7 protein-coding genes are annotated in these 6,785 nt (G+C 74.6%); 2 read left to right on the top strand and 5 right to left on the bottom strand.

The window, feature by feature from the left end:
* Positions 1-68: 68 nt before the first annotated feature.
* The 3 genes from ACSNOB_RS31040 to ACSNOB_RS31030 all read right to left on the bottom strand — a co-directional run bounded on the left by ACSNOB_RS31040 (position 69) and on the right by ACSNOB_RS31030 (position 2,606).
* Entirely contained in the window at positions 69-875 is an 807-nt protein-coding gene (locus tag ACSNOB_RS31040) for a hypothetical protein (protein ID WP_436690902.1), read from the bottom strand.
* A gap of 146 nt (positions 876-1,021) precedes the next feature.
* Complete coding sequence (locus tag ACSNOB_RS31035) at positions 1,022-2,128, bottom strand: SPFH domain-containing protein (protein ID WP_393103922.1); 1,107 nt, start codon at positions 2,126-2,128, stop codon at positions 1,022-1,024.
* A 4-nt stretch (positions 2,129-2,132) separates the two neighbouring features.
* Positions 2,133-2,606: an NfeD family protein gene (locus ACSNOB_RS31030; protein ID WP_436690900.1), complete on the bottom strand. Its 474-nt coding sequence runs from the start codon at positions 2,604-2,606 to the stop codon at positions 2,133-2,135.
* A 106-nt stretch (positions 2,607-2,712) separates the two neighbouring features.
* Here ACSNOB_RS31030 and ACSNOB_RS31025 point away from each other — a divergent pair, with 106 nt between their 5' ends.
* Positions 2,713-4,029 carry a serine hydrolase domain-containing protein gene (locus tag ACSNOB_RS31025; protein ID WP_436690898.1) on the top strand — a complete coding sequence of 439 codons (1,317 nt, stop codon included), beginning with the start codon at positions 2,713-2,715 and terminating at the stop codon, positions 4,027-4,029.
* Between the two features lie 46 nt (positions 4,030-4,075).
* On the opposite strand, the gene ACSNOB_RS31020 is transcribed toward ACSNOB_RS31025, so the two are convergent.
* On the bottom strand, positions 4,076-4,888 hold the full coding sequence (locus ACSNOB_RS31020) for a DUF3097 domain-containing protein (RefSeq protein WP_436690896.1): 813 nt from the start codon (positions 4,886-4,888) through the stop codon (positions 4,076-4,078).
* Between the two features lie 199 nt (positions 4,889-5,087).
* On the opposite strand from ACSNOB_RS31020, the gene ACSNOB_RS31015 reads away from it, so the two are divergent.
* Positions 5,088-5,882 (top strand): hypothetical protein, encoded by a 795-nt coding sequence (locus tag ACSNOB_RS31015; protein ID WP_436690894.1) that lies wholly within the window; start codon positions 5,088-5,090, stop codon positions 5,880-5,882.
* A gap of 45 nt (positions 5,883-5,927) precedes the next feature.
* Here ACSNOB_RS31015 and ACSNOB_RS31010 read toward each other — a convergent pair whose 3' ends face one another.
* Positions 5,928-6,707, bottom strand: coding sequence for an HAD-IIA family hydrolase (locus tag ACSNOB_RS31010; RefSeq protein WP_393103912.1), 780 nt, complete (start codon positions 6,705-6,707; stop codon positions 5,928-5,930).
* Positions 6,708-6,785: the final 78 nt, after the last annotated feature.

Raw genomic sequence — 6,785 nt, 5'->3', positions numbered from 1 at the left:
GAGACAGCGCCCCACCCATCCCCCAGGGGCGGGACACGAGCTCCGGCGGCCGGCGCGGCGGGAGGTGCTCAGCCAGTGGCCAGCGGGCCGTTCGGGCCCGGGCCGGTCGGGGCGGCGGCGGTGGCCAGGCTGGCGCTCGCGGCGTCGCGGGCGATGTCCCGGGGCACCAGGCGCCCGGAGCGGTAGGCGATGCCGATGCCGGCGATCAGCACGAAGATCGCCCCGAAGGTCTGCAGCGAGCCGATCAGCGCGCCGCCGAGGCCCAGCAGCGGGGCGGCGATCATCAGCATCGTGCCGTCGCCGATGCTGAACGTCCCGGACCGGGCCACCGACCAGCCGGTCAGCAGCCAGCCCAGGCTGTAGCAGGTCGCCCCGACGAGCACGAGCCCGCGGGCGGTGGTGCCGAAGACCGGGGTCTGCTCCGCCAGCCCCGCGAAGGGCAGCATGAGCACCGTGCCGGCGATGGAGACCAGCAGGCCGGACGCGGCGGCCCGGCGGCTGCGGGTCGCCGCCAGCAGCCCGGTCAGCGCCAGCAGGGCGAGCAGCCCGAGCCAGACCGACGCCACCCAGCCCACCAGGTACAGCGGCCGCCCGTCGGCCGGGTACGGGTCGTTGCCCACCCCGCCGTCGCTGGCCATCGCCACGACGCCGTAGAGCACGGCGTACGCGGGGAGCAGCCACACCGCGGCCCGGGCGAGCCGGCGCAGCGACCAGGCCCAGCTGGCGTTGGTGGCCGGCCCGGCCGGCGTCGGATCCCCGACGAACGGCAGCACCCCGAACCCTCCGCCGGTACGCCGGCTCCCGAGTGGTCCGGTGGGGTCGTGCGCGCCGGGGACCGGGGCCGAGGACCACACCCGCTTCGCCGGATCCTTCATGCGTCACCTCGCTCGTCCGCGAGCGGTGCGGGACGCGCCGGGGCGCCCCGATGCCTGGTCACCACCCGTCCTAGGTCCGATGGTGGCAGGGACCGGAGCGCCCCATGAGTCTTTCTCGCATTTCCGGGCGGTCGTCGCCCGGCCGCTCAGCCCCGCTCGCGCTGGTCGGCCGGGTCGTTGAGCAGGCTCGCCGGGGAGACCGGCTCGGGCGCCGGCAGCCCCTGCGGCTTGCCGCCGCTGGCCTGCGCCTCGGCGACGCGCACCTCGTCGTGGATCTGCTGGGCGGCGGCGGCCGCGGCCTGCGCGGCCTCGGCCGCCTCGCGCTGCACCTGGCTCGCGTGGTCGGCCGCCTCCGGCGCCGGGGCGTCGCCGACCATCTGGCTCAGCCCGCCGAGCGCGCCACCCATGCCCTCCAGCGCCTTGGTCAGCTCGGCCGGCACGATCCAGACCTTGTTCGCGGTGCCGTTGGCGATCTGCGGCAGGGCCTGGAGGTACTGGTAGGCGAGCACCTTCTGGCTCGGATTGGCCTGGTGGATCGCGTCGAACACCGTCCGGATCGCCTTGGCCTGACCCTCGGCCTGGAGGATCCGCGCCTGCCGGTCACCGTCGGCGCGCAGCACCGCGGCCTGCTTCTCACCCTCGGCCGTGAGGATCTGCGACTGCTTGTGGCCCTCGGCGTTCAGGATCGCCGCCCGGCGGTCCCGCTCCGCGCGCATCTGCTTCTCCATCGAGTCCCGGATGCTCGGCGGCGGCTCGATCGCCTTGATCTCCACCCGGGTGACCTTGATGCCCCACCGGCCGGTGGTCTCGTCCAGCACGCCGGACAGGTGCCGGTTGATCTCCTCGCGGCTGGTCAGCGCCCGCTCCAGGTCCAGTGAGCCGATGACGTTGCGCAGCGTGGTGACGGTGAGCTGCTCGATGGCCTGGAGGAAGTTCGAGATCTCGTAGGTGGCCCGGACCGAGTCGACCACCTTGAAGTAGAGGACCGTGTCGATCGAGACCACCAGGTTGTCGGAGGTGATCACCGGCTGCGGCGGGAAGCTGACCACCTGCTCGCGCATGTCGACCTTGGTCCGGACGGCGTCGATGAACGGGACCAGGAGGTTGAGCCCCGGGTTGAGCGTGCGCTTGTACCTACCCAGCCGCTCGACCACGTCCTGGCGCTGCTGCGGCACGATCCGCACCGCCTTGGCCAGGGTGACCACCCCGATCAGCGCCACGGCCATCAGCAGGACCGGGATCACGAATTCCATGTACTCACCTTTTCGCTTCGGGTAGCTCGCCGGAAGGAGAAACGTCGTCCCGCCACACCAGGGCGGTGGCGCCCCGGACCTGGATCACCTGCACCCGCTCACCGGCGGCGAAGACCTGGCCCGCGTCGTAGGAACGGGCCTGCCACAGCTCACCGTCGATCTTGACCATGCCCTGCCCGGCGTCGACCCGCTCCAGCACCAACGCCGTGCTGCCCTCGATCGCCTCCACGCCGAAGGCCTGCCCGCCGCTGTCGAGCGCGGAGCGCCGGTGCCGGCGCAGCGTCGGCCGCACGCCCAGCACCGTCAGCGCCGACACCGCCGCGAAGACGATCGCCTGCACGCCGACCGGCGCGCCGAGCGCCGCGGCGCCGGCGGCGGCGAAGGCCCCGGCCGCGAACATGATCAGAAACAGCGTCGTCGTGAAGATCTCGGCGACCGCCAGGACGACACCCAGCACGATCCAGAACACGGCGTCCACCCCACGATCGTGACACGCCGATGCACGCGCGACCCAACCTCGAAGATCAGTAAGCTCGGCGGCACGCCAGCGGCCCACCCCACCGGGCCCCGAGGGAGGAGCGCCCGTGTCCCTGCTGCCCGCCACCGCCCGCCAGGTCGACACCCTCGTGGCCGAGGCGCAGTCCGCCGGCCGCACACCGTCGCTGGTGATCGGCGTGGTACGCGACGGCGCGCTGACGCACCTCGCCACCGCCGGCGCGCACCCGCGCCCCGACGCCGACCTGCAGTACCGGATCGGCTCGATCAGCAAGACCATGACCGCCACCCTGGTCATGCAGGAGCGCGACGCCGGCCGGCTGGCCCTGGACGACCCGCTGGAGAAGCACCTGCCCGGCACCCCCGTCGGCGCGCTCACGCTCCGACAGTTGCTCGGCCACGCCAGCGGCCTGCAGCGCGAGCCGGAGGGAGCCTGGTGGGAGCGCGCCGAGGGCGCCGACCTGGCCACCCTGCTGGCCGGGGTGACCGCCGAGAAGGTCGCCTACCCCGCACACCGGTCCTACCACTACTCCAACCTGGCGTACGGGCTGCTCGGCGGGGTGCTGGAGCGGACCACCGGCACCCCGTGGCCCGACCTGCTGCGCGAGCGCCTCCTGGAGCCGCTCGGCATGCGCCGGACGACGTACGCGGCGACCGAGCCGTTCGCCCGCGGCTACGTGGTGCACCCGTGGCACGACACGCTGCGGGAGGAGCCGCGTACCGACACCGGGGCGATGGCACCGGCCGGGCAACTCTGGTCCACCGCCGAGGACCTGGCCCGGTGGGCGGCGTTCCTGGCGGAGCCGGCGCCGCGGGTGTTGGCGGCGGAGACGGTGACCGAGATGTGCGCCCCGGTGGTGATCAGCGACCTCGACTCGTGGACCGGCGGGCACGGCCTGGGGCTGGAGCTCTACCGGCAGGGCGAGCGGGTGTACGTCGGGCACGGCGGCTCGATGCCCGGCTACGTGTCCGCCCTGACCGTGCACCGCCCGTCCCGCACGGCCGTGATCGGCTTCGCCAACTCGTACGGCTTCCGCACCGGCGGGATCGGCGGGCTCGCGCAGCGGATCCTCACCACCGTGCTGGACGCCGAGCCGGCGCTCCCGCAGCCGTGGCTGCCGGCCGCCGCCGCCCCGCCCGCCGAGGTCGACGAGGTGTCCGGCCGCTGGTGGTGGATGGGGGCGTCGCTCGACGTCACCTGGCACGCGGCCGAGGGCGAGCTGGTCGTGTACGTGCGCGGCGAGCGGGTGAGCGCGTTCGCCCCGGAGGGGCCGGACCGCTGGCGGGGCCGCTCCGGCCCGGAGAACGGGGAGATCCTGTCGGTGCTGCGCGACGAGGCGGGCCGGGTGGTGGCCCTGGACATCGCCACCTTCGTCTTCACCCGCACCCCCGACCAGGAGCCCTGAGCGCCCGCGGCTGGAGCCGCCGGCGGGCCCGGCGGCCCGGCGACGCTCAGGCCGGCTCGGTGACGAAGTCGATCAGGCGTTCCATCGCGTTGATCAGCGGGGTCTCCACGTCGGCGAAGCTGTCGACCCGGGACAGGATGTGCCGCCACATGTCGGCCGGCTCGGCCACCCCGAGCGCGGCGCAGACCCCCTCCTTCCACGGCTGTCCCGGGGGCACCACCGGCCAGGCCCCGATGCCCAGCGCCGCCGGCTTGACCGCCTGCCACACGTCGACGTACGGATGGCCGGTGACCAGCACGTGCGGGGAGGTCACCTTCGCCACGATCCGGCTCTCCTTGGAGCCGGGGACCAGGTGGTCGACGAGCACGCCGAGGCGGCGGCCCGGGCCGGGGGCGAAGGCGCGCACCTCGGCGTCGAGGGCGTCGATGCCGTCCAGCGGCTCCACCACCACGCCCTCGACGCGCAGGTCGTCGCCCCAGATCCGCTCCACCAGGGCGGCGTCGTGGATGCCCTCCACCCAGATCCGGCTGGCCTTGGCGACCTGGGCGCGGACCCCGTCCACGGCGATCGAGCCGGAGGCGGTGCGCCGGCGGGCCGCCGGTACGGGGGCGCGGGTCGGCCGGCGCAGCGTCACCGGCTGCCCGTCGAGCAGGAACGCGGCAGGCAGCAGCGGGAAGTTGCGCCGCCGGCCGTGCCGGTCCTCCAGCACCACCGCGCCGGCCTCGAAGCCGACCACGGCCCCGCAGAAGCCGGAGTCGGCGTCCTCGACCACGAGGTCCGCTTCGGCGTCCACCTCGGGCGTGACCTTCCGCCGCCGCCAGTCCCCCGCCAACACGTCGTCCGCATACCGCCGCCCCATGCCACCGAAGCTAACCCCCCGTTCGCACCCCCGCACCCGACACGCCGCGACGACGCCGGGGCGTCGATCATGCGGTCGGGCCACCCGGGACGGGGCACAGCTCCACGTTCCGCCCGCCACGGCTGCATGATCGACATGGCGGGGGCCTCACGGAGCGGCAGTCGAGACAGGGGCGGCGGTGACCACGTACCCTTTCGGCATGTCCACCCCCGCAGCGGGTGCGGCCACTCTCGCGCCGCGCCGGTCCAGCCGGTTCGTTGCCTGGGTGCGCGCGTGGCGCGCCGGGCTGGTGCCCTTCGACGAGGTCGCCGACGCCATCGCCGGTGACGAGGAGCACTTGGTCGCCGACGCGCCCGGCACCTGGACCGACGTCCCGCTGCCGCAGGCGCTGCCCACCCTGGCGAAGCTCTCGCCGGACGAGATCCGGCTGGTGCTGCCCGCACCCGGCGACCCGCGCGGGCTGCCCGGCCCGGGCGACTTCGCCGGCGCGGCGCTGCTCGCCGGCGAGGCGGTCGTCGCCGGGAGCCTCGGCCTGATCCCGCACGTGCGCACGCACACCTCCGGCTCCGGCGACACCTTCGAGACGGTGCTCTGGCGGGTCTACCCGCTGCCGGCCGACGCCCCGGCCGCCTCGCTCACGCTGCCCGGCGCCGCCGAGGCCGAGGCGGAGCTTGCGGCGGCCCTGCACGACACCACCGCCGCGCTGACCCGGCTGGACGTCGCCCAGTGGCGGCCCGAACTGGCCGGGGCGCTGGAGGCGCTGCGCCGGCCGGACGGCGCCACCGACCTGCCGCCCGGGTTCGACCCGCGGGCCCGCCGGCTGTTCGCCCGGGCCGCCGTGCTCGACCGGGTGCTCGCGCTGGCCGGGCACGCCGCGCCGGGCGGCGCGGTCAACAACTACGAGGCCCAGCAGCGCGACGCCGCGCTGCGCCCGCTGACCACCGCCTGCCGGCAGGCCCTCGTGGCCGCCTGCAACGCCCCGCTGCGCCCCTGACCGCGCGCGGGGCCTACCGCCCGGCGGATGGGCGGCGTCCGCGCGTCAGACCTCGTCGATCAGGTCGGCGACGGAGTTGACGATGCGCGACGGGCGGTACGGGTAGCGCTCCGCCTCGGCGCGGCTGCTGATCCCGGTCAGCACCAGGATCGTCTCCAGGCCGGCCTCCAGCCCGCAGAGGATGTCGGTGTCCATCCGGTCGCCGATCATCGCGGTCGTCTCGGAGTGCGCGTTGATCGTGTTCAGCGCCGAGCGCATCATCATCGGGTTGGGCTTGCCGACGAAGTACGGCTCGACCCCCGTCGCCTTGGAGATCATCGCGGCGACCGAGCCGGCGGCGGGCAGCGCGCCCTCCACCGACGGCCCGGTCACGTCCGGATTCGTGCAGATGAACCGTGCGCCGTCGTTGATCAGCCGGACGGCCTTGGTGATCGCCTCGAAGCTGTAGGTGCGGGTCTCCCCCAGCACCACGTAGTCCGGCGCGAAGTCGGTCAGCACGTAGCCGACCGCGTGCAGCGCCGTGGTCAGCCCGGCCTCCCCGATCACGTACGCGGTGCCGCCCGGGCGCTGGTCGGCCAGGAACTGGGCGGTGGCCAGCGCGGACGACCAGATCGCGTGCTCGGGCACGTCGAGGCCCATCCGGCTCAGCCGGGCCTGCAGGTCGCGGGGCGTGTAGATCGAGTTGTTCGTGAGCACCAGGAACGGCTTGCCCGAGGCGCGCAGCCGGGAGACGAACTCCGGTGCGCCGGGCACGGGTTGACCCTCGTGCACCAGCACGCCGTCCATGTCGGTCAGCCAGCTCTCCACCGGCTTGCGGTCCTGCATCGTCACTCGTTCCAGGGGTGTCGGGGGCGCCGTCCGGCCGGCGCAGCGCCTCCAGCGCCCCGGCCAGTTCGGGCCGCC

Origin of the sequence: Micromonospora sp. URMC 106 (assembly GCF_051386395.1) — a bacterium.
Classification (GTDB): domain Bacteria; phylum Actinomycetota; class Actinomycetes; order Mycobacteriales; family Micromonosporaceae; genus Micromonospora.
Note: the sequence above shows the minus strand (reverse complement) of the source record. Positions and strands in the feature narration are given on the sequence as shown.

Bases quoted from the DNA above. Each gene is read 5' to 3' on its own strand.
- ACSNOB_RS31040 (WP_436690902.1), bottom strand. From the start codon at position 875: ATGAAGGATCCGGCGAAGCGGGTGTGGTCCTCGGCCCCGGTCCCCGGC.
- ACSNOB_RS31035 (WP_393103922.1), bottom strand. From the start codon at position 2,128: ATGGAATTCGTGATCCCGGTCCTGCTGATGGCCGTGGCGCTGATCGGG.
- ACSNOB_RS31020 (WP_436690896.1), bottom strand. From the start codon at position 4,888: ATGGGGCGGCGGTATGCGGACGACGTGTTGGCGGGGGACTGGCGGCGG.
- ACSNOB_RS31015 (WP_436690894.1), top strand. From the start codon at position 5,088: ATGTCCACCCCCGCAGCGGGTGCGGCCACTCTCGCGCCGCGCCGGTCC.
- ACSNOB_RS31010 (WP_393103912.1), bottom strand. From the start codon at position 6,707: ATGCAGGACCGCAAGCCGGTGGAGAGCTGGCTGACCGACATGGACGGC.